Source organism: Pseudomonas sp. RL_5y_Pfl2_73 (assembly GCF_963970515.1).
Taxonomy (GTDB): Bacteria; Pseudomonadota; Gammaproteobacteria; order Pseudomonadales; family Pseudomonadaceae; genus Aquipseudomonas.
The window spans coordinates 13,590-35,439 of sequence record NZ_CAXAPD010000042.1; the positions used below are offsets into that span (position 1 = coordinate 13,590).

24 protein-coding genes, 1 tRNA gene and 1 pseudogene are annotated in these 21,850 nt (G+C 59.3%); 16 read left to right on the forward strand and 10 right to left on the reverse strand.

Annotated elements, in window-relative coordinates; translation table 11 throughout:
• Positions 1–154 precede the first annotated feature (154 nt).
• Together AACY42_RS26230 and AACY42_RS26235 are read left to right on the forward strand one after the other, a co-directional pair.
• On the forward strand, positions 155–826 hold the full coding sequence (locus AACY42_RS26230) for a response regulator (RefSeq protein ID WP_339483329.1): 672 nt from the start codon (positions 155–157) through the stop codon (positions 824–826).
• Positions 819–2,210: a sensor histidine kinase gene (locus tag AACY42_RS26235; RefSeq protein ID WP_339483331.1), complete on the forward strand. Its 1,392-nt coding sequence runs from the start codon at positions 819–821 to the stop codon at positions 2,208–2,210. The genes AACY42_RS26230 and AACY42_RS26235 overlap by 8 nt, the downstream gene beginning before the upstream one ends.
• 151 nt (positions 2,211–2,361) lie before the next feature.
• On the opposite strand, the gene AACY42_RS26240 is transcribed toward AACY42_RS26235, so the two are convergent.
• Positions 2,362–3,183, reverse strand: a complete 822-nt coding sequence (locus tag AACY42_RS26240) for an HDOD domain-containing protein (RefSeq protein ID WP_339483332.1) — start codon at positions 3,181–3,183, stop codon at positions 2,362–2,364.
• 35 nt (positions 3,184–3,218) lie between these two features.
• Complete coding sequence (ygfZ, locus tag AACY42_RS26245; RefSeq protein ID WP_339483333.1) at positions 3,219–4,160, reverse strand: CAF17-like 4Fe-4S cluster assembly/insertion protein YgfZ; 942 nt, start codon at positions 4,158–4,160, stop codon at positions 3,219–3,221.
• A 149-nt stretch (positions 4,161–4,309) separates the two neighbouring features.
• On the opposite strand from ygfZ, the gene AACY42_RS26250 reads away from it, so the two are divergent.
• Positions 4,310–4,564 (forward strand): FAD assembly factor SdhE, encoded by a 255-nt coding sequence (locus AACY42_RS26250; RefSeq protein ID WP_003184348.1) that lies wholly within the window; start codon positions 4,310–4,312, stop codon positions 4,562–4,564.
• Positions 4,548–5,000 (forward strand): protein YgfX, encoded by a 453-nt coding sequence (locus AACY42_RS26255; protein WP_339483335.1) that lies wholly within the window; start codon positions 4,548–4,550, stop codon positions 4,998–5,000. The genes AACY42_RS26250 and AACY42_RS26255 overlap by 17 nt, the downstream gene beginning before the upstream one ends.
• On the opposite strand, the gene nadB is transcribed toward AACY42_RS26255, so the two are convergent.
• Complete coding sequence (nadB, locus tag AACY42_RS26260; RefSeq protein ID WP_339483336.1) at positions 4,969–6,585, reverse strand: L-aspartate oxidase; 1,617 nt, start codon at positions 6,583–6,585, stop codon at positions 4,969–4,971. The two genes, AACY42_RS26255 and nadB, sit on opposite strands and share 32 nt — an antisense overlap.
• A 559-nt stretch (positions 6,586–7,144) precedes the next feature.
• Here nadB and rpoE point away from each other — a divergent pair.
• The 4 genes from rpoE to AACY42_RS26280 all read left to right on the forward strand — a co-directional run bounded on the left by rpoE (position 7,145) and on the right by AACY42_RS26280 (position 10,970).
• Positions 7,145–7,726 carry an RNA polymerase sigma factor RpoE gene (rpoE, locus tag AACY42_RS26265; protein ID WP_003172477.1) on the forward strand — a complete coding sequence of 194 codons (582 nt, stop codon included), beginning with the start codon at positions 7,145–7,147 and terminating at the stop codon, positions 7,724–7,726.
• 31 nt (positions 7,727–7,757) lie between these two features.
• Entirely contained in the window at positions 7,758–8,345 is a 588-nt protein-coding gene (locus AACY42_RS26270; protein WP_339483337.1) for a sigma-E factor negative regulatory protein, read from the forward strand.
• A gap of 12 nt (positions 8,346–8,357) precedes the next feature.
• Positions 8,358–9,305 carry a MucB/RseB C-terminal domain-containing protein gene (locus AACY42_RS26275; protein WP_339483339.1) on the forward strand — a complete coding sequence of 316 codons (948 nt, stop codon included), beginning with the start codon at positions 8,358–8,360 and terminating at the stop codon, positions 9,303–9,305.
• Positions 9,306–9,539: 234 nt separating this feature from the next.
• The gene (locus AACY42_RS26280; RefSeq protein ID WP_339483340.1) at positions 9,540–10,970 is read left to right on the forward strand and encodes a DegQ family serine endoprotease; all 1,431 of its coding nucleotides are present in this window, start codon (positions 9,540–9,542) and stop codon (positions 10,968–10,970) included.
• Between the two features lie 60 nt (positions 10,971–11,030).
• On the opposite strand, the gene AACY42_RS26285 is transcribed toward AACY42_RS26280, so the two are convergent.
• Positions 11,031–12,464, reverse strand: a complete 1,434-nt coding sequence (locus tag AACY42_RS26285) for a M48 family metalloprotease (protein ID WP_339483342.1) — start codon at positions 12,462–12,464, stop codon at positions 11,031–11,033.
• A gap of 98 nt (positions 12,465–12,562) precedes the next feature.
• Here AACY42_RS26285 and AACY42_RS26290 point away from each other — a divergent pair, with 98 nt between their 5' ends.
• Together AACY42_RS26290 and AACY42_RS26295 are read left to right on the forward strand one after the other, a co-directional pair.
• A complete protein-coding gene (locus AACY42_RS26290) occupies positions 12,563–12,802 on the forward strand; it encodes a sulfurtransferase TusA family protein (protein WP_339483344.1) in 240 nt (79 codons plus the stop codon).
• Positions 12,803–12,833: 31 nt separating this feature from the next.
• Positions 12,834–13,904, forward strand: coding sequence for an AI-2E family transporter (locus tag AACY42_RS26295; protein ID WP_339483345.1), 1,071 nt, complete (start codon positions 12,834–12,836; stop codon positions 13,902–13,904).
• Positions 13,905–14,042: 138 nt separating this feature from the next.
• On the opposite strand, the gene AACY42_RS26300 is transcribed toward AACY42_RS26295, so the two are convergent.
• Together AACY42_RS26300 and AACY42_RS26305 are read right to left on the reverse strand one after the other, a co-directional pair.
• Positions 14,043–14,516, reverse strand: coding sequence for a peroxiredoxin (locus AACY42_RS26300; RefSeq protein WP_339483346.1), 474 nt, complete (start codon positions 14,514–14,516; stop codon positions 14,043–14,045).
• Between the two features lie 10 nt (positions 14,517–14,526).
• On the reverse strand, positions 14,527–15,087 hold the full coding sequence (locus AACY42_RS26305) for a glycine cleavage system protein R (RefSeq protein ID WP_003184325.1): 561 nt from the start codon (positions 15,085–15,087) through the stop codon (positions 14,527–14,529).
• 315 nt (positions 15,088–15,402) lie between these two features.
• Here AACY42_RS26305 and dapA point away from each other — a divergent pair, with 315 nt between their 5' ends.
• The 6 genes from dapA to AACY42_RS26335 all read left to right on the forward strand — a co-directional run bounded on the left by dapA (position 15,403) and on the right by AACY42_RS26335 (position 20,099).
• A complete protein-coding gene (dapA, locus tag AACY42_RS26310) occupies positions 15,403–16,281 on the forward strand; it encodes a 4-hydroxy-tetrahydrodipicolinate synthase (RefSeq protein WP_339483348.1) in 879 nt (292 codons plus the stop codon).
• 17 nt (positions 16,282–16,298) lie between these two features.
• Positions 16,299–17,414, forward strand: a complete 1,116-nt coding sequence (gene bamC / locus AACY42_RS26315; RefSeq protein WP_339483349.1) for an outer membrane protein assembly factor BamC — start codon at positions 16,299–16,301, stop codon at positions 17,412–17,414.
• Between the two features lie 4 nt (positions 17,415–17,418).
• A complete protein-coding gene (locus AACY42_RS26320) occupies positions 17,419–18,177 on the forward strand; it encodes an MBL fold metallo-hydrolase (protein WP_339483351.1) in 759 nt (252 codons plus the stop codon).
• 27 nt (positions 18,178–18,204) lie between these two features.
• A complete protein-coding gene (gene purC / locus AACY42_RS26325) occupies positions 18,205–18,918 on the forward strand; it encodes a phosphoribosylaminoimidazolesuccinocarboxamide synthase (RefSeq protein ID WP_339483352.1) in 714 nt (237 codons plus the stop codon).
• An 83-nt stretch (positions 18,919–19,001) separates the two neighbouring features.
• Positions 19,002–19,091, forward strand: a tRNA-Ser gene (locus AACY42_RS26330).
• A gap of 684 nt (positions 19,092–19,775) precedes the next feature.
• Positions 19,776–20,099: a hypothetical protein gene (locus AACY42_RS26335; RefSeq protein ID WP_339483353.1), complete on the forward strand. Its 324-nt coding sequence runs from the start codon at positions 19,776–19,778 to the stop codon at positions 20,097–20,099.
• Between the two features lie 66 nt (positions 20,100–20,165).
• Here the strand turns inward: AACY42_RS26335 and AACY42_RS26340 are convergent, their stop codons facing one another.
• The 4 genes and pseudogenes from AACY42_RS26340 to AACY42_RS26355 all read right to left on the reverse strand — a co-directional run.
• Positions 20,166–20,384 (reverse strand): hypothetical protein, encoded by a 219-nt coding sequence (locus AACY42_RS26340; protein WP_028621461.1) that lies wholly within the window; start codon positions 20,382–20,384, stop codon positions 20,166–20,168.
• A 273-nt stretch (positions 20,385–20,657) separates the two neighbouring features.
• A pseudogene (locus AACY42_RS26345) lies at positions 20,658–20,768 on the reverse strand (PAAR domain-containing protein); the annotation flags it as partial.
• A gap of 182 nt (positions 20,769–20,950) precedes the next feature.
• Positions 20,951–21,310: a hypothetical protein gene (locus AACY42_RS26350; RefSeq protein WP_339483354.1), complete on the reverse strand. Its 360-nt coding sequence runs from the start codon at positions 21,308–21,310 to the stop codon at positions 20,951–20,953.
• Position 21,311: 1 nt separating this feature from the next.
• Positions 21,312–21,850, reverse strand: a 539-nt coding sequence (locus AACY42_RS26355; RefSeq protein ID WP_339483356.1) for an RHS repeat-associated core domain-containing protein, incomplete at its 5' end; no start/stop codon positions are given.

Below are 21,850 nucleotides of genomic sequence, written 5' to 3' on the forward strand. Positions count from 1 at the left end.
GTCGAGACTGTCCGTGGAGAGGACTCTAACGGCCCAACCTTTCGCCAACCTTTCAACAGTTTTCAGCGTATTTTTTGGCTTCACAGTGGCGGATGCGGCTGTAAACTCCGCGCCAAAGAATGGTGTCGGCCATCCCTGAATCGAGGAATAACCCATGCGTGTCCTGCTCGTCGAAGACCATCTGCAGCTCGCCGAAAGCGTTGCCCAGGCGCTCAAGAGCACCGGTTTGACCGTGGACGTGCTGCACGACGGCGTCGCGGCCGACCTAGCCTTGAGCTGTGAGGAATACGCCGTGGCGGTCCTGGATGTCGGGCTGCCGCGCATGGACGGTTTCGAGGTGCTGGCGCGTCTGCGGTCTCGCGGCAAGACCTTGCCGGTACTGATGTTGACCGCCCGCAGCGACGTAAAGGACCGCGTCCATGGCCTGAACCTCGGTGCCGACGATTACCTGGCCAAGCCATTCGAACTCACTGAGCTGGAGGCCCGGGTCAAGGCACTGTTGCGCCGTAGCGTGCTGGGCGGCGAACGCCAGCAGCGCTGTGGCGGACTGGTTTATGACCTGGACACACGCCGCTTTACGCTCGACGATGAACTGTTGACCCTAACGTCCCGCGAGCAAGCCGTGCTGGAGGCGTTGATCGCCCGGCCGGGGCGGGTGATGAGCAAGGAGCAACTGGCGGCCCAGGTGTTCGGTCTGGACGAAGAGGCCAGCCCCGATGCGATCGAAATCTATGTCCATCGCTTGCGCAAGAAACTCGATGGTCATGCGGTGGCGATCGTGACGTTCCGCGGCCTGGGCTACCTGCTGGAAAATCGCAATGCATAAGCCCGACAGCCTGCGCTGGCGGCTGCTTCGGAACCTGGCCCTGCTGCTGGTGGTGTTGATGCTTGCCAGCGGTTTGAGCGCCTATTGGAACGGTCGCGAGGCTGCCGACACCGCCTACGATCGGACCCTGCTGGCCTCGGCCCGCACCATCGCCGCGGGCCTTTCGCAGCGTGACGGTAGTCTCAGCGCGGATGTGCCTTACGTGGCCTTGGACACTTTCGCCTACGACAGCGCCGGACGGATTTATTACCAGGTCAATGACATCGACAAGAAGTTGATTTCCGGCTACGAAAACCTCCCCGGCCCGCCGCCCGGGACGCCGCGCACGGACGACTACCCGGCCCTGGCCCGCTTCTATAACGCCCAGTACCAGGGGCAGAACGTGCGGGTGGTGAGCCTGCTCAAGGCCGTGAGCGAGCCGAACATGAACGGCATGGCGGAAATTCGTGTGGCGGAGACTCAAGAGGCGCGGGTCAGTATGGCCCGCGGACTGATGGCCGACACGCTGTTGCGCCTGGGCATGCTGGCCGTGGGCGCGCTGCTGTTGGTGTGGTTTGCAGTCAGCGCGGCGTTGCGCCCGCTGGAGCGCTTGCGCACGGCGGTGGAGGAGCGCCAGTGGGACGATTTGCGGCCGTTGCCACTGGTGGAAGTGCAGCACGAATTGTGGCCGCTGGTGCGGGCCCTCAACCATTTCACCGAGCGTCTGCGCGGGCAATTCGAGCGTCAGGCGCAGTTCATCGCTGATGCCGCCCATGAGCTACGCACGCCCTTGGCCGCGCTCAAGGCGCGTCTTGAGCTGGGCTTGCGTGCCAGTGAACCGGCGACCTGGCGTGAAACCCTGGAAACTGCGGCCCAGGGCACTGACCGGCTAACCCACCTGGCTAACCAACTGCTGTCCTTGGCGCGCGTGGAAAACGGCGCCCGGGCCATTGCCGAGGGCGGCGCGCAACGGCTTGATCTCAGTCAGTTGGCCCGTGAGCTGGGCATGGCCATGGCCCCGCTGGCCCATGCGCGAGGGGTGGCGCTGGCCCTGGAAGCCGACGAGCCGGTATGGCTGCGGGGCGAGCCGACCTTATTGAACGAGTTGTTGAGCAACCTGGTGGACAACGCCCTGGCCCATACCCCATCGGGCGGCAATGTAATCCTGCGGGTCTCTGCGCCGGCGGTGCTGGAGGTCGAGGACGATGGCCCTGGCATTCCGCTGCACGAGCGGGACCGGGTGTTCGAACGGTTCTATCGACGCAACCAGCAAGTGGCCGGTTCGGGGCTGGGATTGGCGATCGTCGGCGAAATCTGCCGTGCGCACCTGGCGCAGATCACCCTGCACGACGGGCAGGCGCGCGGGTTGAAGGTACGGGTGAGCTTTGTTGCAAGCTCAGACTGAGTCTGTGGGAGCAAGGCGTGCCCGCGATAATGGCGAGACGGCCTTTATATAAAGAGGCGACTGTTTTGCGAGCAAGCGTTGCTCCCACAAATCCTGTTGCCACAGCTCACAAATGCAGGCCTGACTACGAGTTCGTCGGTGTCAGACCTGCTTAATAGAACATCGACCGCGCTTCTTCGATATCCGCGCACCGGGCCGGGTTCTCCGGGTCGATGCCCAGTTTCTTGAAGGCGGGAACCCCGAACACGTCAATCTTGCCCAGGGGGTGGTCGGTGTCCTTGTAGCAATACAGCGCCGCGACCTGCACCAGGTCGACATAATCGATTTGCCTGGAGTCCCGGGTGAAATCCAGATACAACCCCGGCAGCTTCACCAACTGCTCCGGAAATTCCCAGACGCTGAGTAATTTGTCCCCCAGCACCGGGTGAATCGTTTCGATGACATGGTTGAGGCTGACCGGGTCCGACAGCAATTCATTGTTGTCTTGCGCATACGTCAGGATCGGCAGCACGCCGATCTGGTGCACCAGCCCACCCAACGCAGCCTGGTCGGGCTTGAGTTGGGTGTAACCGCGACACAGCGCATAGCTGACGCCGGCGATCTCCAGGCTCTTGCGCCAGACTTCGCGCATCTTCAGCTCCACCACCTCGGAGCGGGCGTGGAAAATCTGCTCCATGACCAGACCGATGGCCAGGTTGCTGCTGTAGTTGACGCCCAGGCGGGTGATGGCCGTGTGCAGGTCGGTGACTTCCTGGGTGGCGCGCAACAGCGGGCTGTTGACCACTTTTATCAGGCGTGCCGAGAGGGCCGTATCGCGGCCAATCACTTTGCTCAGGTTGCTGACGCTGATTTCCGGGTCTTCGGCGGCCCGGCGAATCTGCAGGGCCACTTCCGGTAATGTTGGCAGAACCAAGTCATCGTTATCGATGGCCTGCACCAAATCCCGTTGGACCTTATCCGCCAAATAGCTCATTTCGGTTCTCTAGGGTGTTGCGACAAATGCTGCGATCAACGCTGGATTTCGCGGTCGCGGTCCAGTTCGTAAGGCAGGTCCAACAGTTGAAGGCGTGGGCCTTCCAAGGTGCCGAGGTGTAAATTGTCGTCTTCTGCTGCTTCGGCCTGCAAGACCGCCAGCAGCTCAATGTTTCCCTCGCCGCGGGCGGCAATCACCACTTCGCCGATGGAACTGCCATGCGTGGGGGAGAACAGCGCTGTGCCGGGTTCCGGCAGTTCGCTGGCGTCCAGCTGCAGGCGATACAAGCGTCGCTTCAGCTTCCCCAGGTATTGCATGCGGGCGACGATTTCCTGGCCGGTGTAGCAGCCTTTCTTGAAACTGACGCCGCCGACGGCTTGCAGGTTGAGCATCTGGGGGATGAACAGTTCGCGGGTGGCCGGCATGACCTGGCCGATCCCGGCGCGGACCTGGCCCAATAGCCAAGGGCTCAAGCCTGCCTCGGCCAATTCTGTGCCCAGACGGGTTCGCAGCGTCTGCGCCTGTTCGGCGGGCACCCACAGTTCGGCGCGGCCGGGAGATACGCGGATGGCGATCAAGGCTTCATGGCGAGCCACGCTGTCGGTGTCGCTCGGCAGTTCGAGGCCCAGGCCGGCCAGTGCCTTGTCGGCGTTTTCCAGTCCGAAGCGAACCCAGGCCGCGCTTTCGTCGGTGAGCTTGGATTTGGAGAATACGGCATATTTTTTCAGGTCGGCCAGTTGCGGTTCGAGCAGTTCGGCGGCCATGGCCATTAACACACCGTCGCCTTCGAGCAGGATGCGGAAACTTGATTGCATCCGGCCTTTCTGGGTGCAGCGGGCGCCGAGGCTGGCCCGGCTGTCGCTCAGGTAGTCGAGATTGCAGGTCAATTGGCCTTGCAGGAATTTGCCGGCATCCACGCCGCGGACCGCGAGGACGCCTTCGTGGGACAGGGTGCAGAAAAAAGCGGAATCAGCCATGGGTCATCGCAGGGTAAAAGGTCTGGTAGACATCATAAGGGGGCGCCCTTGAAATGGGTAGTTCACAAAGGATCGGTGGTGCCCGACCAAAGCGGTCTGTTCCACTGCGGCGGGGGCTGTATACTTGCGCTCTATTTGAGGAGCGCTCCATGGTCGAAGATGTTGAACTGAATCGCCTCTACTGGCACAGCCGCCGCGGTATGCTTGAGCTGGACGTGTTGCTGGTGCCATTCGTCAAAGAGGTTTATCCCCATCTCAATGAAGTGGACCGCGCGTGCTATGTCCGCCTGCTCGAATGCGAGGATCAGGACATGTTCGGCTGGTTCATGGAGCGTAGCGAATCTGAAGACCCTGAGTTGCAGCGCATGGTCCGGATGATTCTGGACCGTGTCCAGCCCAAGTAATCCCTTCGAATGCCGCTGGCAGGCCTCCGGGCAACTGCTGGCGGCCTATCTGCTGGCCCAGGTGTTCGCCCTGGGGGCTTTGTTCCTGTTGTCCGTCCCATCCGGGTTCTCGGCGCTTGGCGTCGTATTGTGCTTGGCCCATGGCGCCTGGGTAATCCCCCGACATGTATTGCTGACCCATCGTCGGGCCTTTTGCCGATTGCGTCGAAATGCCGCTGGCTGGCAACTCTGGAGCCGGGCCGATGGGTGGCGGGCTGTGCAGCTGCGCCCCGATAGCCTGGCGCTGCCGATGATCATCGTGCTGCGTTTTCGCTTGCAGGGTGAACGGCGAGTCCGCTCGCTGTGCGTACCCCGCGACGCGCTGGCGCCGGATGTCCATCGGCGCCTGCGGGTACGGCTGAGGTTCAGTCGGCGTAGGTGGGCGGCACCAGGATAGTGTCCAGTGCCTCGGGCAGCAGGTTCGGGTAGTCCAACGTGTAATGCAGGCCCCGGCTTTCCTTGCGCTCCATGGCCGAGCGAATCATCAGTTCGGCCACCTGGGCCAGGTTGCGCAGCTCGATCAGGTCACGGCTGACTTTGTAGTTGCTGTAGAACTCGTCGATCTCATCCAGCAGCAAGCGCACCCGATGCTGCGCCCGTTGCAGGCGCTTGTTGGTGCGCACGATGCCCACGTAGTCCCACATGAATCGCCGCAGTTCGTCCCAGTTGTGGGCGATGATCACGTCTTCGTCCGAATCGGTGACCTGGCTGGCGTCCCACGAGGGCAGGGCGGCTGGAACGGCAATCTGCGGCAATTGCGCCAGGATGTCTGACGCCGCCGAGCGGGCGTAGACGAAGCACTCCAGCAGCGAGTTGCTGGCCATGCGGTTGGCACCATGCAGGCCGGTGAAGCTGGTTTCGCCAATGGCATACAGGCCCGGCACGTCGGTGCGGCCCTGTTGGTCGACCATCACGCCACCGCAGGTGTAATGCGCCGCCGGTACCACCGGGATCGGCTGCTTGGTGATGTCGATGGAAAACTCCAGGCAGCGTTCGTACACCGTCGGGAAGTGGCTCTTGATGAACGCTTCGGGCTTGTGGCTGATGTCCAGGTAAACGCAATCGATACCCAGACGCTTCATTTCGTGGTCGATGGCCCGGGCGACGATATCCCGTGGTGCCAGTTCGGCGCGCGGATCGAAGCGCTGCATGAAGCGTTCGCCGTTGGGCAGCTTCAAATGGGCCCCTTCGCCTCGCAGGGCTTCGGTCACCAAAAAGCTCTTGGCCTGCGGGTGATAAAGGCACGTGGGATGGAACTGGTTGAACTCCAGGTTCGCCACCCGGCAACCCGAACGCCAGGCCATGGCAATGCCATCGCCGCAGGCGCCGTCGGGGTTGCTGGTATAAAGGTAGACTTTCGCTGCGCCACCGGATGCCAGGATGACGAAGCGCGCGCCGTAGGTGTCGACTTCACCGGTGCCGCGATTGAGCACGTAGGCACCGAGGCAGCGATCACCGTCCAGGCCCAGGCGTTTTTCGGTGATCAGGTCGACCGCGACGCGCTGCTCCAGCAACTCGATGTTCGGCCGCAGTCGCGCCTGGGCGAGCAGGGTCTTGAAGATCGCCGCACCGGTGGCGTCGGCCGCATGGATGATGCGCCGATGGCTGTGACCGCCTTCGCGCGTCAGGTGGAACTCGAAACCGCCGTCTTCGGTGCCCGATTGTTCATCCCGGGTAAACGGCACACCCTGGTCGATCAGCCACTGGATGGCTTCCCTGCTGTGTTCCACGGTGAAACGCACCGCTTGTGGATTGCAAAGGCCGCCGCCGGCGTTGAGGGTGTCGTCGACGTGGGATTCAATGGTGTCGGTATCGTCCAGCACGGCTGCGACACCGCCCTGGGCCCAGAAGGTCGAGCCATTGGCCAGGTCGCCCTTGCTCAGTACTGCAATGCGTAAATGCGCAGGCAAGGTCAGTGCAAGGCTCAATCCGGCGGCTCCGCTGCCGATTACCAGAACATCGTGTTGAAACTGTTGGCTCATTCGAATGGTTTCCGCTCAAGGCGACCCGGGTCGGGGTTGGCGCAAGACACCGGTTCAACGGGTCAGGCAGCCACGCAGCCCACTAGTATATAGAGGGGGGGATCGGCACAATAGCCGGGCATTCATGGCAATGTGAAACCAGCGTGACAGAAAAGCGACGCGCTTCGTCGGATCGTCGGTTTTGGTGCAACGTTGATAAGGCCGCCGTTTCGAGGACAGAACGCTGTTTATCTCGTCACGGTTGCCTGATATTCAGTGCACAGCGCTATAAATAGCGGGAACTTTTGCCGAGCGTCTACGTTCAATAGACGGTTGTCTGCAAAAGGGAGCAGCGTCGGGTTGGTGCAAGATTTCGATTGGAGTCTCTGCCGTCAGGCCCGGCGACAGATTATTCGCGCAGCCGGGGGATCTCCTGCTGCGTTTTTCGTGCGTGCCGAGATCAGAGCGCGCCGGAAACTTGCTTGGAAGGGGGAGAACTTTTGCGAAAAGCCCGAGTCTATGTTTGCAAGCCCGGTCAATTAGTAATGCAAGCCTCCTTCGAGCTTATCGAGGAGTGTTCATGCTAACCCAGGAAGAGGATCAGCAGCTGGTCGAGCGCGTCCAACGCGGCGACAAGCGAGCTTTCGATCTGCTAGTGCTTAAATACCAGCACAAAATTCTCGGGTTGATCGTGCGTTTCGTGCACGACACCCATGAAGCGCAGGATGTCGCTCAGGAAGCCTTCATCAAGGCCTACCGCGCACTTGGTAATTTTCGCGGGGACAGCGCGTTTTACACGTGGCTTTACCGCATCGCCATCAACACGGCGAAAAACTATCTGGTTTCACGCGGCCGTCGGCCGCCGGATAGCGATGTAAGTTCTGAAGATGCCGAGTTCTATGATGGCGATCATGGTCTCAAGGACCTCGAGTCACCGGAACGTGCATTGCTGCGGGATGAAATTGAAGGCACTGTCCATCGAACCATCCAGCAACTGCCCGAAGATTTGCGTACGGCTTTAACTTTACGCGAGTTCGACGGTCTGAGTTACGAAGACATTGCGAGCGTCATGCAATGTCCTGTAGGCACCGTGCGCTCCCGGATTTTCCGCGCCCGGGAGGCCATTGATAAAGCCCTGCAACCTTTGTTGCAGGAAAACTAGAGACAGCGGCGACAGCCAAGAGAGGAACGCCATGAGTCGTGAAGCCCTGCAGGAATCGCTGTCCGCAGTGATGGATAACGAAGCGGACGAACTGGAATTGCGTCGGGTATTGAATGCCTTCGACGATGTTGAAACTCGTGAGACCTGGGCTCGTTACCAGATCGCCCGGGCTGTGATGCACAAGGACTTGTTGCTTCCACGCCTGGACATCGCTGCGGCCGTTTCCGCTGCATTGGCTGACGAAGCCGTACCGGCAAAAGCTTCTCGCGGACCATGGCGCAGCCTGGGTCGCCTGGCAGTAGCCGCGTCGGTCACCGTGGCCGTACTGGCCGGTGTGCGCCTGTACAACCAGGATGAGATTGCCGGCGTGCAGATGGCGCAGCAGTCCAACCAGCCAGGCTTGGCGGCTCCACAGGTCCAGGGCCCGGCGGTACTGGCCGGTTACAGTGAAAGCTCGGAAACCGCAGGCCCGATGGTCAACGGTGTTCTGCAAGGCCAACCTGGCTGGCATGATCAGCGTCTGCCCAACTACCTGCGTCAGCATGCTCAGCAAGCTGCCCTGAAAGGTACTGAAAGCGCGCTGCCTTACGCCCGCGCAGCCAGCCTGGAAAACCGTTAATAAGGAAAACCATTGCGCGCCATACCTCTATTCGCGCTTCTGCTTGGTGGCTGGTGTGCGATTCCAGCCCATGCCAATGAGGCTCAGGATTGGTTGAACCGCCTGAGTCAAGCCGAGCAACAGCAGAGCTTCCAGGGCACTTTCGTTTACGAGCGCAACGGTAGTTTTTCTACCCATAACATCTGGCATCGCGTCCAGGATGGCAAAGTCCGAGAGCGGTTACTCCAGCTCGACGGCTCGGCACAGGAAGTCCTGCGCATTGATGGGCATACTCAATGCGTCAGTGGCTCCTTGATCGCGGGGCTGGGCAATACGCCTGACGGCACCTCGCGTACGCTCGATCCGCAAAAACTCAAGAATTGGTATGACCTGGCCGTCATCGGCAAGTCGCGCGTGGCCGGGCGTCAAGCGGTCATTGTGGTGTTGACGCCCAAGGACCAGCATCGCTATGGCTTTGAGTTGCACCTGGACAAAGAGACCGGCCTGCCGCTCAAGTCCCTGTTGCTCAATGACAAGGGCCAGTTACTCGAACGTTTCCAGTTCACCCGCTTGAACGTTGCCGCGCCGACAGACGGTGATCTGCAAGCCAGCGCCGAATGCAAGGCTGTCGCGCAGGATCCTGGCAAGGCCGTCGCGGTGAAAAACGCCTGGCACTCGGACTGGCTTCCGCCCGGTTTCGAACTGACTGGCAGCGCTGTACGCAAGGACCCGGACACCCAGGTCCAGGTCAACAGCTTGATGTACGACGACGGCCTGGCGCGCTTCTCGGTGTTCCTGGAGCCGTTGAACGGCGCCAGCGCCACCGATACTCGTACTCAGCTAGGCCCGACGGCTGCGGTCTCCCGCAGGCTCACGACACCCCAGGGTGAAATGATGGTCACGGTGGTCGGTGAGATCCCTATAGGCACGGCGGAACGGATTGCGCTTTCCATGCGCGCCGACGTCACGGCGACTCAATAGCCTGCTGGCAGCATGGGGGGTTCGATTGCGCGAGAGGCTGATGATGCCAGGGCTTGATCGAAGTGCCGAAACTTCCTGTCAGTATTTTCATTTGCAAAAACTCAGCTTTTTTTCTATAGCTCAGAGCCGCTCGGCCCTGGCCTTGCCTGTTTCCGGAACAAAAATACCGGCGTATCTTTTTCTGGTATTCCTTGCTCCATATCGCTTAACCATGCTCGTCGTAACGGGAGCCGTATGTCGATACTACGCTTGAAAACCTATCTCTCCATTCTTGCCACCGTGCTTGTGCTCGGCCAGGCCGTTCCTGCCGTGGCGGTCGAGTTGCCCGACTTTACGCAATTGGTCGAGCAGGCTTCGCCCGCCGTAGTGAACATCAGCACGACCCAGAAGCTGCCGGAGCGCCGCGTATCGGACCAGCAAATGCCGGACCTGGAAGGCTTGCCGCCGATGCTGCGTGAGTTCTTCGAGCGCGGCATGCCGCAACAACCCCGTTCGCCCGGCGGTGGTCGCCAGCGCGAAGCGCAATCCCTGGGTTCGGGTTTCATTATTTCGCCTGATGGCTACATCCTGACCAACAACCATGTGATCGCCGATGCCGACGAAATCCTGGTGCGCCTGGCCGATCGCAGCGAACTCAAGGCCAAGCTGATCGGTACCGACCCACGTTCCGACGTGGCGCTGTTGAAAATCGAAGGCAAGGATCTGCCCGTGCTCAAGCTGGGCAAATCCCAGGACCTGAAAGCCGGCCAGTGGGTCGTGGCCATCGGTTCGCCGTTCGGCTTCGACCACACCGTGACCCAGGGTATTGTCAGCGCCATCGGTCGCAGCCTGCCGAACGAAAACTACGTGCCGTTCATCCAGACCGACGTGCCGATCAACCCGGGTAACTCCGGTGGCCCGCTGTTCAACCTCGCGGGTGAAGTCGTCGGCATCAACTCCCAGATCTATACCCGTTCGGGCGGCTTCATGGGCGTGTCCTTCGCGATTCCGATCGACGTTGCCATGGACGTGTCCAACCAACTGAAAAGCGAAGGCAAGGTCAGCCGTGGCTGGTTGGGCGTGGTCATCCAGGAAGTGAACAAGGACCTGGCCGAGTCGTTCGGCCTGGAAAAACCGGCCGGTGCGCTGGTGGCGCAGATCCAGGAAGGTGGCCCGGCTGCCAAGGGCGGCCTGCAAGTGGGTGACGTGATCCTGAGCATGAACGGCCAGCCGATCGTCATGTCTGCCGACCTGCCGCACTTGGTAGGTGCCCTCAAGGCCGGCGCCAAGGCCAATCTGGAAGTGATTCGTGAAGGCAAGCGCAAGAATGTCGAATTGACCGTCGGTGCCATTCCTGAAGAAGGCAAGGAGTTGGATTCGCTGTCCAAGTCTGGCGTCCAGCGCAGCAGCAACCGTCTGGGTGTGGCGGTAGCTGAGCTGACCGAAGAGCAGAAGCGCACCCTGGAGCTCCAGGGCGGTGTGGTGATCAAGGAGGTGCAGGATGGTCCTGCCGCCCTGATCGGTCTTCAGCCGGGCGACATCATTACGCACCTGAACAACCAAGCCATCGGCTCCGCCAAGGAGTTCACCGACATCGCCAAGGCGTTGCCGAAGAACCGTTCGGTCTCGATGCGGGTCCTGCGCCAGGGGCGTGCGAGCTTCATCACCTTCAAACTGGCCGAATGATCGGTTAGCCGCTGAAAAAAAACGCCTCGAAAGAGGCGTTTTTTTTTGCCTGGCGAATGCTCAGCCCATCATGTCCTTGACCATGCGTTCCTGCTCCATGAGTTCCCGCTGCCGGGCATCGATGCGTGACGACAGGGGGAAATTGGTGCCGGCGCGCCGCTTGGCGAAGTCCAACTGCTGAATGGCCTGACGGTAGTCGCCCACCAGTGCGAAGTACTCGGCACGAGCTTGGTGCAGGCCGATGATATTGCCCGACAGCCCGCGGGTCTCGGCCACCATGTACCAGACGTCCGGATCGTCCGGGCGGGCCTTGAGCAGGTGCTCCAGGGCCTTCTCGGCATCGGCGGGGCGGTTCTGCTTGAGCAGCAGGTCGACGCGTACCTGGTTGAGCGGATAGTTGCCTGGGTATTGGCTCAGCATCCGGTCGACGCGCGATTGAGCGTCGGCCAGTTTGTTGCTGGTGATGTCCAAGTCCACCTGGGCGAGGTTGTAGATGATCTCGTTAGGCGATTTGGCCAGCAACGGCTTGAGGTTCTCTCGTGCTTCATTCAGCTGGCCGCCCTTGATTTGCGCGATCGCCAGGCCATAGCGCGCCACGTCGTTCTTCGGGTTCTCATCCAGCTGTGCCCGGAAGCGCTTGGCGCCCAGGCCCGGGGTTTCTTCATAGATCAACTGGACCCGTGCGCGAATCAGTTGATAGCGCACACTGTCCTCGATACCGCCCGGCTTGGCCTGTTCGGCGCGGTTGCGGGTGTCGGCAATCCGGGATTCGGTCACCGGGTGAGTCAGCAGGAATTCCGGGGGCTTGGCGTCGAACCGGTATTGGCGCATCAGGCGCTCGAACATGGTCGGCATGGACCGCGGGTCGTAGCCGGCCTTTTCCAGGTTCTGGATGCCGATGCGGTCGGCTTCCTGTTCGTTCTGGCGCGAGAAGCGCCGTTGTTCCTGGATGGCTGCGGCCTGGGTCCCGGCGATGGCCGCGATCCCTGCATCACCGCCACCGGCGGCGGCAATCACGATGCCGGCCAGCAGCGCGGCCATCATTGGCACTTGCATGCGCTGCTGGGCTTCGACGCCGCGAGCGAAGTGGCGTTGTGACAAGTGCGCCAGTTCGTGGGCCATGACCGAGGCGTATTCGCCTTCGGTCTGTGCGTTGAGGAACAGGCCGCCGTTGACCCCGACGATTCCACCAGGTGCGGCGAAGGCGTTGAGTTGCGGGCTGTTGATCAGGATGAATTCCAGGCGCCGGTCGTTGACCTGGCTGGTTTCCACCAGTTTATAGACGCTGGATTCGACGTAGTCCTTGAGCTGTGGATCGTTGAGCTGTGAAACCTGGCTGCGCAGCAGGGCCAGCCAGGCGCGGCCCAGTTGGTGCTCCTGTTCTGGCGAGACGATGGCAGAACTGGCATCGCCAAGTGACGGCAGGTCGTCGGCGAAGCCCGGTGAGGCAAGCAGGCAAGCGAGCGTCAGCAGGGTGGGGCGCAGAAATGTCATGCACGAAGCCTTAGTCGACAAAGACCTTACTGTAGCCGGACACCGGGCCCGGGACCAGATATTCTAGGCCGCTCAACGATCTGCCGCGGAGTGAACCCATGACTGAAGCTGTAGCCCACGATGCCGAACTGGACGCCAGCGGCTTGAACTGTCCGTTGCCGTTGCTCAAGGCCAAGCTGGAGCTCAATCGCCTGGCCAGCGGCAGTGTGCTCAAGGTGATCGCCACGGATGCGGGCTCTCAGCGTGATTTCCGCACCTTCGCCCGATTGGCCGGTCATACGCTGCTACATGAAGAAGACGATCACGGCGTCTACCGTTACTGGCTGAAGAAGGCTTGAAAAAACCGACAGCGTCTCTTAAGGATTTTTAATGTTCAAAGTGTTACGCGACTGGATCCAGCGCTACTTCTCCGATGAAGAAGCTGTGGTCCTGGCAGTGCTGCTATTCCTGGCCTTTACCGCCGTGCTCACTCTGGGCGGCATGCTGGCGCCGGTGCTGGCGGGGATGGTGCTGGCGTACCTGATGCAAGGGTTGGTGACGACGCTGGAGCGTCTACGGTTACCCGGCACTGTGGCAGTCGGGCTGGTGTTCGCCCTGTTCATGGGGGTGCTGGTGGTGTTTATCGTGGTGATCGTGCCGCTGCTCTGGCACCAGTTGGTGACCTTGTTCAATGAATTGCCAGGGATGCTCGCCAAATGGCAATCCCTGTTGTTGCTGCTGCCGGAGCGCTATCCGCACCTGGTCTCCGATGAACAAGTGTTGCAGACCATCGAAGTGGTGCGCGGCCAGATTGGCAAGTTCGGCCAGTGGGCGCTGACGTTTTCGCTGTCCAGCCTGCCGCTTTTGGTCAACATCATGATCTACCTGGTGTTGGTGCCGATCCTGGTGTTTTTCTTCCTCAAGGACCGGGAAATGATCGGGCGTTGGGTCCGTGGCTACCTGCCTCGTGAGCGGGCGCTGATTACCCGGGTGGCCCAAGAGATGAACCGACAGATTGCCAACTATATCCGCGGGAAAGTCATCGAAATTTTCATTTGCGGCGGCGTGACCTACATCGGCTTCGTCGCCCTGGGGCTCAATTACGCAGCCCTGCTGGCGCTGCTGGTGGGCATGTCGGTGGTGGTGCCTTATGTCGGCGCCGTGGTGGTGACCGTGCCGGTGGCCTTGATTGCGCTGTTCCAGTGGGGTTGGAGCGATCAGTTCATCTACCTGATGGCGGTCTACGGGATTATCCAGACGCTGGACGGCAATGTGCTGGTCCCGCTGCTGTTCTCCGAGGCGGTGAACCTGCATCCGGTGGCGATTATCTGTGCGGTGCTGCTGTTTGGTGGGCTGTGGGGGTTCTGGGGTGTGTTCTTTGCGATTCCCCTGGCGACGCTGTTCAAGGCGGTGCTGGATGCGTGGCCGAGCAAGGAGTCGGTGGTGGCGCCGTTGCTATAGCGGTCAATCTGGTCGAGTCGATGAGGCTGATGCCCCCTTCGCGAGCAAGCCCGCTCCCACAGGGGGATTTGCGGTGTTCCATAGACTCTGTGGGAGCGAGCCTGCTCGCGAAGGGGCCAGTACTGACAATGAAAAACTTCAGCCCTTGTTGAGGGCTTGAGCCGCCGCCAACACCGCATCCACATGCCCCGGCACCTTCACGCCACGCCATTCCTGGCGCAGCACGCCGTCCTTGTCGATCAGGAATGTGCTGCGATCAACGCCCAGGTATTCCTTGCCATAGAGCTTTTTCAGCTTGATCACGTCGAACAGCTGGCAGACGGTCTCGTCCTTGTCACTGATCAGCTCGAACGGGAACTCCTGCTTGCACTTGAAGTTCTCGTGGGACTTGAGGCTGTCCCGGGAGATGCCGAACACTTCGGTGTTGGCAGCCTGGAACTGCGCATACTGATCCCGAAAGCCTTGGCCTTCGGTGGTGCAACCGGGGGTGCTGTCCTTGGGGTAGAAGTAAATCACCACCTGTTTGCCTTTGAGGGCGGCGAGGCTGACGGTCTGCCCGCTGGTGGCGGGTGCCTGGAAATCGGTAACCGGTTGGTCGACGGCAACGGCCATGAACGCTTCCTTACATTGGGTTTTGTGGGCGCCACGGTTCGATCAGGGCATCCAGGTTCATCGCATCGGCGAAATCCAGGAACTGATCGCGCAGCCAACTGATCTGGGTGCCGGCCGGCAGGGTCACGGTGAACGTGGCATTGAGCATGGTGCCGCCGGTCTGTGGCGCCTGGTAGGTGTCACAGGTCAGGTTTTCCAGCTCGACGTGATGGTCCATGAAGAACTGGCACAGCTCGTTGATGATGTCCGGACGGTAGGCCGAACTCACGTAGGCCACGTAGGGCAGGGCCTGGGGACGGTTTTCCAGCGCGGCGCTACGCACCACGTTGACGGTGAAGGCATGCTTCTTGGCCAGCACCGGCAGGCTGCCTTCCAGGCGAGCCAGGGCGTCCCAGCTGCCGGAGATCTCGAGCACGAGGGCACTGCATTCGCCATGACGGGTCAGGCGTGAGGTCACGACGGCGCAGCGATTTTCATGGCTGGCGCGGCACAGGACGTTAGTCAGCTCCATGGGGTTGGCGCCAAGGGCACTGATAACAAGGAATTGTTCGCGGACTGTGGGGGTGGACATGCAGCATTCCTAAAGCGATGAGCGGTCGATACCTTTGCCGCTCGACACGGCGCCAGGCCCGAATAAACGAACGGCTCAAGCCTTGTGTCCGGGGTTGCGCTGCATTTCGCGATAGCGCAAATGCACCAGGACAAACCCGGGATCGGGGCTTGCGGCGACGAAAACGGAGGCTGGAAACCGGCGTATGAGCTTATCGGTACCGATCAAAGCCTGAAGGGTAGCGAAAACCATCGCCTAGGGGAATGGTAGTTCGCTTGTACAAGCATCTTGGCGCCAGTACCATTACCGCTCTCTTTTTCCGGCAGGAGCGGTTTCATGATTGCGGGCAGTATGGTGGCACTGGTCACACCCATGGATGCACAAGGGCATCTTGACTGGGCCAGCCTCAGCAAACTCGTGGACTTCCACCTTGAGAACGGCACCCATGCCATTGTCGCCGTCGGTACTACCGGCGAGTCGGCAACCCTCGACGTCAATGAGCACATCGAAGTCATCCGTGCCGTGGTCAAGCAGGTCAACGGTCGCATTCCCGTCATCGCCGGGACCGGCGCCAACTCGACCCGCGAGGCCGTCGAGTTGACCCGCAACGCCAAGGAAGCCGGCGCCGACGCCTGCCTGCTGGTCGTTCCGTACTACAATAAGCCAACCCAGGAAGGCTTGTATCAGCACTTCAAGTACATTGCCGAAGCTGTCGACATCCCGCAGATCCTCTATAACGTTCCCGGCCGCACCTCCTGCGACATGCAGGCCGAGACCGTGATCCGCCTGTCCACCGTCCCGAACATCATCGGCATCAAGGAAGCCACCGGCGACATGAAGCGCGCCAAGGCTATCGTCGATGGTGTGAGCAAGGACTTCATCGTGTTGTCCGGCGATGATCCGACCGCGGTCGAGCTGATCCTGCTGGGTGGCAAGGGCAACATCTCCGTCACTGCCAACGTTGCCCCGCGCGAAATGGCCGACCTGTGCGAGGCCGCGCTCAAGGGCGACGCCGAGACTGCACGGGCAATCAACGAAAAACTGATGCCGTTGCACAAGGATCTGTTCGTCGAGGCCAACCCGATTCCGGTGAAGTGGGCCTTGGTTGAAATGGGCCTGATGCACGAAGGCATCCGCCTGCCACTGACCTGGCTGAGCACCCCCTGTCACGAACCGCTGCGGCAGGCCATGCGCCAGTCCGGCGTCCTGGTTTAATTGAGGAAGTACAACGCATGAAGCGAATGGCCGGACTTTCCGCACTTGCCTTGATTATCTCCAGCACCAGCGGCTGTGGATGGGTCTGGGGGCCGGAAGGTTACTTCCGCGACCGTGGTAGCGATTACCTGCAGGCGCAACAGACTGCACCGATGCAACTGCCGCAAGACGTCAACGTTGCCAAGCGCCTCGATCCGCTGCTGCCGATCCCGCGCAACGTAGCTGACGACAGCGTCAAGGGCGAATACATCGTCCCACGTCCACAGCCGCTGTCGGCCGTGGCCGATGCCAGCGATTACACCCTGCAGAAGAGTGGCGACTCCCGCTGGGTCATGGGCCAGCACCCACCGGCCGAAGTCTGGCCTGTGGCGATCCAGTTCTTCCAGGACAACGGTTTCCGCCTTGACGAGCAGCGCCCGCAAACCGGCGAGTTCACCACCACCTGGCAGCGCTCCGATGAACTGTCTGCCGCCATGGCCAAGCGCATGAGCGCCGCCGGTGTCGCGGCCGACAGCGAAACCCGCGTGCGGGTACGCATCGAGCCGGGCGTGCAGCGCAACACCAGTGAAGTTTATGTGGTCAGCGCTGAGCGGCCTGCCGGCAGCACCGCCGATGTGGCCTTCACCAACCGTTCGGTCAATACCGGCCTCGACGCTGCGCTGGTGGACGACATGCTCGCCAGCATGAGTCGTAACGCGGAGCAGGGCGGTTCGGTCTCGATGCTGGCGTCCAAGGAGTTCGATGCGCCGAGTCGCGTCAGCCTGAACGAAGACGGCAGCGGCAATCCGGTGCTCAACGTCGGCTCCGACCTGGACCGTGCCTGGTCGAGCGTTGGTCGTGCGCTGGAGCAGGGCGAGTGGCGCGTTGAAGACATCAACCGCAGTCTGGGCCTGTACTACATCAACCTGGCTGAAAAGGCCGAGAGGAAAGACGAGAAACCCGGCTTCTTCAGTGGCCTGTTCGGCAGCAAGCCGAACAAGGAAGAAATCGAAGCCCGTGCCGAGCGTTACCAGGTTCGCCTGAGCAAGGTCGGCGACAACGTCCAGGTCACCGTCGAGAAAAACATCAACACCGTGGCGCCGGCCGATGTGGCCCGCAAGGTGTTGGGCGTGATTCAGGACAACCTGGGCTGATCCGATGCGTTTTGCCGTTCTCGGCAGCGGTAGCCAGGGGAACGGCACGCTGGTAGCCAGCGCCGGCACGTACGTGTTGGTCGATTGTGGTTTCTCCCTGCGGGAAACCGAGAAGCGCCTGTTGCGCCTGGGTGTGCACCCGGCGCAGCTGAGCGCGATACTCGTGACCCACGAACATGCCGACCACGTGCATGGCGTGGGTTTGCTGTCTCGGCGCTACAATCTGCCGGTGTACCTGAGTCGTGGGACGCTGGGAGGCCTGCGCAAGCCCATCGAACCGGCCGGGTTCGTGGTCGGTGGCGAGCAACTGCGCATCGGTTGCCTGGATATCAGCGTGGTCAGCGTGGCGCACGATGCCCGGGAACCGACGCAATATGTGTTCAGTGACGGCGAGCGGCGTTTTGGACTGCTGACCGACCTGGGGTCGTATTGCGACAAGGTGATGGACAGTTACCGGGACCTCGATGCGTTGATGATCGAGTCCAACCACTGCCGCGACATGTTGGCGCGTGGTCACTACCCCTACTTCCTCAAGCAGCGGGTAGGCGGGGAGCACGGACATTTGAACAACCACCAGGCGGCGTTCCTGGTGGCCGAGTTGGGCTGGCAAGGCCTGCAACACCTGGTCCTGGCCCATCTGAGCAGCAAGAACAACCTGCCGCAGCTGGCCCGGCAATGTTTTGTCGACACCCTCGGGTGCGACCCGAACTGGCTGCAACTGGCCGATCAAGATTCAGGGCTCGACTGGCGACATATCGCCTAGCCCACTACTTAGCAAGCGGAGCCCATCATGGAAAAACGTGAAGAACTCTACCGCGGCAAAGCCAAGTCGGTTTACAAGACCGACGACGCTGACCGCTTGATCCTGCTGTTTCGCAACGACACCTCGGCGTTCGACGGCAAGCGCATCGAACAGCTGGACCGCAAGGGCATGGTGAACAACAAGTTCAACGCCTTCATCATGCAGAAACTCGAAGCCGCCGGCGTGCCGACCCAGTTCGACAAGCTGCTGGGCGACAACGAATGCCTAGTCAAGAAGCTGGACATGATCCCGGTCGAATGCGTCGTGCGTAACTACGCCGCCGGCAGCCTGGTCAAGCGCCTGGGCGTGGAAGAGGGCATGAAGCTCAACCCTTACACCTTCGAGCTGTTCCTGAAGGACGACGCCAAGGGCGACCCGTTCATCAACGAATCCCACGTCGTGGCATTCGGTTGGGGCACCGCCGAGCAACTGGTCCGCATGAAGGAGTTGTCCCTCAAGGTCAACGACGTGCTGAGTAAGTTGTTCGACGACGCCGGCCTGCTGCTGGTGGACTTCAAGCTTGAATTCGGCGTGTTCAGCGACGGATCCATCGTCCTGGGCGACGAGTTCAGCCCTGACGGCTGCCGCCTCTGGGACAAGGACACCAAGAAGAAGATGGACAAGGACCGCTTCCGCCAAGGCCTCGGTGACGTCATCGAAGCCTACGAAGAAGTCGCCCAGCGTCTGGGTGTGCCGCTGTAATCGACGCAAGCATCTGATAGCACGGAAAAAATTTCGCTCGGGGGTTCGCTTCCGGCGAATGTGCTGGTATGATGCGCGCCACTGGAGAGATGCCGGAGTGGCCGAACGGGACGGATTCGAAATCCGTTGTACTGGCGACAGTACCTAGGGTTCAAATCCCTATCTCTCCGCCATACATAGAAAAACCCCGTAATTCAATGAGTTACGGGGTTTTTTCGTTTCTGGTTCTACTACTCCTTTCTACTACTATCGTGCCTGTGATCTGCTTTCCTGTAGGTCTCTAGCTGATGTTGCCTGCTGTATATCTGATCACGTTGATTGCTATGAGCCATTACTGGGCTAGGCTGAGTCGTGCTGCCTGCTCTCTGGGTTTTGAGACAAGGGCCCCAAACGGAGAAGCGGGTTCATTCGGCAATCAACGGAAGGAAATTCCATGCCTATTTATTATGTCAACAACCAGCCGCAACCGAGGGGCGACCATGAGGTTCACAAAGCAGGGTGCATTTGGATGCCAAGCGATAAGACATCTCTTGGGGAGCATGTTGGCTGTTCTACGGCAGTCGCATCAGCAAAGAAAATTTATCCCACGGCTGATGGTTGCAAGACCTGTGCTGATGCGTGCCACACCCGCTAGTTAATGTTTACGAGGGGACGGTAGCCCGTCCCTTTTGAAAAGGCTCCCTGCCTTCCAAAACACAGACAAGCTGAGCGAGATATACCGGGCTAGCTCTGGTGAGGAAAATATTAACCCCCCTGAGACATAGCTAACGTAGTGTTCAACCTTGTTTGGCGGGCTCCAAGGACAAATATCTCTCTGATGGTCTAGGCTCGACCACTACCCATCAGGAGATTGCCACATGGACACGGATGAAAAGGCTACGTGCTATTACCGGTATGAAATCGAGGGTAACGAGAAAGCGGGGCAAACCGAGTTATCAAAAAAGCTCAAGCATCCAGCCAAAGTGGACCTTTTGATAGAGATGCTGAGAGGCACCATCAGGCAGGATGAACCAAAGTATTTTATAAAAACACCCGAGGAGCACGGAACAACGCGCACGGGATACCTCGTAGGGCCTGCCAAGATCGTATTTGGTTGGGATAAAGAATTCGAGCGAGGGTTTGAGTCGGGAGCAACTGACAGATTCGATTTTTACGTAAAGGACATGCCTCTCAAATCTTGATGTCCTTAGCGTGCAGGGCTGGTCAAGAAAGCCCTGCACGCAGGGCTCACATACGAAGCGTCAGCATTACATCCTCTTTGGCATTCCGTGTTCTTCCATAAACTCAGAGAATTGCGTCCAGGTGAGATTGTATTTATTTACATGATTGCCTGATGGAAGCCATTCGATGTTGCCTTGGCTTATGAGAATAGTGCCGAGCTTGCCACCATCCTTTTTCACTTCAACTTCTACGTCCTGACGCTGCACCAGCATAGATTGAAGATTGATTTTTACTTCGTGAGCCATGGCGCCTTCCCTTGCATGCTTGTGACGTTTCGGTGGTAGCAAGCTTAGAAGAGGGTTCAGTATTCGCAAATCTTGGCGCTAGGGCACAGCGGTTAAGACCAGATTATAAATGAGAACCGATCCTATCGGCAGAATACCAAATATCCGAGCTTTGGGGTGGCTCACTAGCTACTCCTGACTCAGAGACGGAAGAGGCACTAGAACGCCTCAGATAGCCTGAAACCGCCTAGAAAAGACGTTTCTTAAGAGAGTCCTACCTTATGCTTCTACCTTCACCATGTGGCCCTTGCCAGCCATCGGTTTACCGTTGAGGTTGGTGTGGGGGATGGATTCGGTGACAATACCACCGTGGTCGGTGGTATCTCCGAGTCGAATTATTGGCATCATTTCATAACACTCTCTCTGGCTGCTTGGTGAAGACAGCTGTCTCGCTCTGCTGGAGGAAAGGTGGAGATGGGCGGTTTATTCATACTGCCTCGTCTTGTTTTATGGATTGAAAAATTGTGGTGGTTACTGGCGATTAAGCTAATGATATGTGTGGGCGCTGGCGATAGAAAATGACCAATTTAAGTGGTAAGTGTTTTGAGCCACTTAGATATTTCATTTTTAATTGATGTGAGGTTTTTTTGAGCTGAAATGATGGATGTTTCATGCCCTAGTTCTGACTCTTTAGTGGTGGAAGTGGTTTTTCTGAGGTTTTCATCCAAAACTATTTTTAATATGCTCCCTGTTTTTTGATGTTTTACCGAAAATATGGGATTTGCGTCCATAAAGGGGGTTCCGTTGGAAAAAGTAGTTTTATAGAAAGGAGTAATAAAACTCTCAAGATCTATGTTGTGTGAAATTACAAGCTCGATAAAAAGCTCTTTGATGTGGTTTTCAAGTTTTTTGTATGTGCTTGGGGTGGATAGGTAATCGTTGAACATATTATTTATCCGTAAATGCTGTTCCAGAGGTAACTTCTATATCCACACGTTCGTGTGCGGTATCTCTCACCATAAATGTCTTGCTCACGGGGGCGCTAACACCACCACAGGCGCAAGCATTATCAATAAAGCGTTCGGCTTTGCCGAAGGCTTCTTCCCTAGCTCTCAAATCTTGACGGCCTAGTTTTCCCTTGAGTTCATCTAGTTTTAATTTTGCATCAGCAGCGGTAAGTGGTGAGTCTTGGTTCCAACTTACCGACTGTTCAAGTTTTGTCCCTTGAGCTTGGATTCTTCCTCTGTTGGCTGCCAGCCCGAGCGGGTCAATCCACCCAACTGGATTCGGCCCATACGCATAGACATTAAGTCCACCCGCAAACCCAATCGGGTCCTTGCCAATAAACCGCCCGACCTGTGGATCATAGTACCGATAGCGGTTGTAGTGCAGCCCGGTTTCCACATCGAAGTACTGCCCTTGAAAGCGCAACGAATTGCGGATGTCCGCCCGTTTGGCGGTCTCGCTGCGCTGTTCCTTGGCCAATC

Bases quoted from the DNA above. Each gene is read 5' to 3' on its own strand.
- AACY42_RS26230 (WP_339483329.1), top strand. From the start codon at position 155: ATGCGTGTCCTGCTCGTCGAAGACCATCTGCAGCTCGCCGAAAGCGTT.
- AACY42_RS26235 (WP_339483331.1), top strand. From the start codon at position 819: ATGCATAAGCCCGACAGCCTGCGCTGGCGGCTGCTTCGGAACCTGGCC.
- AACY42_RS26240 (WP_339483332.1), bottom strand. From the start codon at position 3,183: ATGAGCTATTTGGCGGATAAGGTCCAACGGGATTTGGTGCAGGCCATC.
- ygfZ (WP_339483333.1), bottom strand. From the start codon at position 4,160: ATGGCTGATTCCGCTTTTTTCTGCACCCTGTCCCACGAAGGCGTCCTC.
- AACY42_RS26250 (WP_003184348.1), top strand. From the start codon at position 4,310: ATGGTCGAAGATGTTGAACTGAATCGCCTCTACTGGCACAGCCGCCGC.
- nadB (WP_339483336.1), bottom strand. From the start codon at position 6,585: ATGAGCCAACAGTTTCAACACGATGTTCTGGTAATCGGCAGCGGAGCC.
- rpoE (WP_003172477.1), top strand. From the start codon at position 7,145: ATGCTAACCCAGGAAGAGGATCAGCAGCTGGTCGAGCGCGTCCAACGC.
- AACY42_RS26270 (WP_339483337.1), top strand. From the start codon at position 7,758: ATGAGTCGTGAAGCCCTGCAGGAATCGCTGTCCGCAGTGATGGATAAC.
- AACY42_RS26280 (WP_339483340.1), top strand. From the start codon at position 9,540: ATGTCGATACTACGCTTGAAAACCTATCTCTCCATTCTTGCCACCGTG.
- AACY42_RS26285 (WP_339483342.1), bottom strand. From the start codon at position 12,464: ATGACATTTCTGCGCCCCACCCTGCTGACGCTCGCTTGCCTGCTTGCC.
- AACY42_RS26290 (WP_339483344.1), top strand. From the start codon at position 12,563: ATGACTGAAGCTGTAGCCCACGATGCCGAACTGGACGCCAGCGGCTTG.
- AACY42_RS26295 (WP_339483345.1), top strand. From the start codon at position 12,834: ATGTTCAAAGTGTTACGCGACTGGATCCAGCGCTACTTCTCCGATGAA.
- AACY42_RS26300 (WP_339483346.1), bottom strand. From the start codon at position 14,516: ATGGCCGTTGCCGTCGACCAACCGGTTACCGATTTCCAGGCACCCGCC.
- AACY42_RS26305 (WP_003184325.1), bottom strand. From the start codon at position 15,087: ATGTCCACCCCCACAGTCCGCGAACAATTCCTTGTTATCAGTGCCCTT.
- dapA (WP_339483348.1), top strand. From the start codon at position 15,403: ATGATTGCGGGCAGTATGGTGGCACTGGTCACACCCATGGATGCACAA.
- bamC (WP_339483349.1), top strand. From the start codon at position 16,299: ATGAAGCGAATGGCCGGACTTTCCGCACTTGCCTTGATTATCTCCAGC.
- AACY42_RS26320 (WP_339483351.1), top strand. From the start codon at position 17,419: ATGCGTTTTGCCGTTCTCGGCAGCGGTAGCCAGGGGAACGGCACGCTG.
- purC (WP_339483352.1), top strand. From the start codon at position 18,205: ATGGAAAAACGTGAAGAACTCTACCGCGGCAAAGCCAAGTCGGTTTAC.
- AACY42_RS26335 (WP_339483353.1), top strand. From the start codon at position 19,776: ATGGACACGGATGAAAAGGCTACGTGCTATTACCGGTATGAAATCGAG.
- AACY42_RS26340 (WP_028621461.1), bottom strand. From the start codon at position 20,384: ATGGCTCACGAAGTAAAAATCAATCTTCAATCTATGCTGGTGCAGCGT.
- AACY42_RS26350 (WP_339483354.1), bottom strand. From the start codon at position 21,310: ATGTTCAACGATTACCTATCCACCCCAAGCACATACAAAAAACTTGAA.